The sequence below is a fragment of the Mesorhizobium sp. M7A.F.Ca.ET.027.03.2.1 genome (genome assembly GCF_003999175.1).
Taxonomy (GTDB): domain Bacteria; phylum Pseudomonadota; class Alphaproteobacteria; order Rhizobiales; family Rhizobiaceae; genus Mesorhizobium.
This window is the reverse complement of sequence record NZ_RZOM01001158.1, coordinates 1-1853: the sequence shown is the minus strand read 5'-3', so window position 1 is coordinate 1853 and position 1853 is coordinate 1. Positions and strand designations below refer to the sequence as shown.

Genomic DNA, 1853 nt, shown 5'->3' with positions numbered 1-1853 from the left:
CTTCTGCATGACGACGCGCGGACGCGACACGGCGATTTCAAAGCCTTCGCGGCGCATCGTCTCGATCAGCACGGCCAGCTGCAATTCGCCGCGGCCGGAGACGAAGAACGAATCCTTGTCGGGCGATTCCTCGATCTTCAGCGCGACATTGCCTTCGGCTTCGCGCAGCAGGCGGTCGCGGATGACGCGGCTGGTCACCTTGTCGCCTTCGGTGCCGGCCAGCGGACTGTCATTGACCAGGAACGACATCGTCACGGTGGGCGGATCGATCGGCTGCGCATGCAGCGGTTCGCTTACGCTCGGGTCGCAGAACGTGTCGGCGACGGTGCCCTTCGACAGGCCGGCAATGGCGACGATGTCGCCCGCCTGCGCTTCTTCGATCGGCTGGCGCTCGAGGCCGCGGAAGGCCAGGATCTTCGAAATACGGCCGGTTTCGATCTGGGTGCCGTCATGGTGCAGCACCTTGACCGGCTGGTTGGCCTTCAGCGTGCCGCTCTCGATACGGCCGGTGATGATGCGGCCGAGGAACGGATTGGCTTCCAGGATGGTGCCGATCATGCGGAACGGGCCGGGATGAACGGTCGGCTCCGGCACATGCTTGATGACGAGGTCGAACAGCGGCCCCAGTTGCTGGTCCTTGGGTCCTTCCGGATTTTCCGAAACCCAGCCATCGCGGCCTGAACCGTACAGAATCGGGAAGTCGAGCTGCTCGTCGGTGGCGTCGAGCGCCGCGAAAAGGTCGAACACCTCGTTGACCACCTCGACGTGACGGGCGTCCGGACGGTCGATCTTGTTGATGACGACGATCGGCTTCAGGCCGACCTTGAGCGCCTTGCCGACGACGAACTTGGTTTGCGGCATCGGCCCTTCGGCTGCGTCGACCAGCACGATGGCTGAGTCCACCATCGACAGGATGCGTTCGACCTCGCCACCGAAATCGGCGTGGCCGGGGGTGTCGACGATGTTGATGCGGGTATCCTTCCAGTCGACCGAAGTCGCCTTGGCCAGGATGGTGATGCCGCGTTCCTTTTCGAGGTCGTTGGAATCCATGGCGCGCTCGGCGACGCGCTGATTGTCTCGGAAGGAGCCGGACTGCTTCAAAAGCTGGTCGACCAGGGTGGTCTTTCCATGGTCGACGTGCGCGATGATCGCGATATTACGGATTTTCATGTTCTGGTCTCGGAAGCGTTGCAGGCAGCAGGCCAAAAGGCGCTGCCTCTTTCGGTTGCGCGGCTCATACAGGGTTTTTCGCAGTTGCGAAAGAGGAGGAGCGTCACCAAATACTCATCAAATCTTAAGCATCTGCGTGTGAGATGATTTTGTTAACCAAGGCGGGAACCCTTTGGGGCCCGGGCAGTTCAAACGTCATGACCGATAAACTCAACCGATTCTGGCCGCTCATCGCGTCTGTTGCCTTCGCCGTCCTGCTGGCGGCCAACGCCGCACAGTCAGCCGCGACGATGAAGGAATCACGGCCTGCCTTGCCGTCAGAGGCACAGTCGGCCGAGCAGATTTTCGCCGACGCACCAGACGGCGTCGACCCGATGGTGACCGGCCCGGTCAGCGCCTCCTTCAAGCAGCGGCAGGACGCCGCCAACTGCGACAGCGCCGTCTGGCCGAATATTCCCATGGTCTGCTACCCGGACTAGTCAGCGCTTCACCCCCCGCCCCGTCTCGCCAGCTTCGCTTTGCGAAGCCGCCGCCGACCTTCCCCACAAGGGGGAGGGTTGAGAAGCGCGCTTACGCCGACCGCACCGGGTCGAGCGTCACCTTGTAGAGTTCGTTGTCGTCGCGATCCATCAGCCGCACCGTCATCTGCTCGCTGGCGCCTGAAATATCGACGAGCCCGAAGA

At 62.5% G+C, this 1853-nt stretch carries 2 protein-coding genes; one reads left to right on the top strand and one right to left on the bottom strand.

The genetic code is table 11. The features are described 5' to 3' along the window. The coding region (locus EN750_RS32380; protein ID WP_127399116.1) for a GTP-binding protein at nucleotides 1-1170 on the bottom strand (1170 nt) is incomplete at its 3' end. A gap of 197 nt (nucleotides 1171-1367) precedes the next feature. Between EN750_RS32380 and EN750_RS32375 the strand changes: the two genes are divergently transcribed. After that, the gene (locus tag EN750_RS32375) at nucleotides 1368-1649 is read left to right on the top strand and encodes a hypothetical protein (RefSeq protein WP_245481835.1); all 282 of its coding nucleotides are present in this window, start codon (nucleotides 1368-1370) and stop codon (nucleotides 1647-1649) included. The last annotated feature ends 204 nt before the right edge of the window (nucleotides 1650-1853 follow it).

What these genes read in the sequence shown, in the direction of transcription:
- EN750_RS32375 (WP_245481835.1), top strand. Translation starts at nt 1,368, where the DNA reads ATGACCGATAAACTCAACCGATTCTGGCCGCTCATCGCGTCTGTTGCC.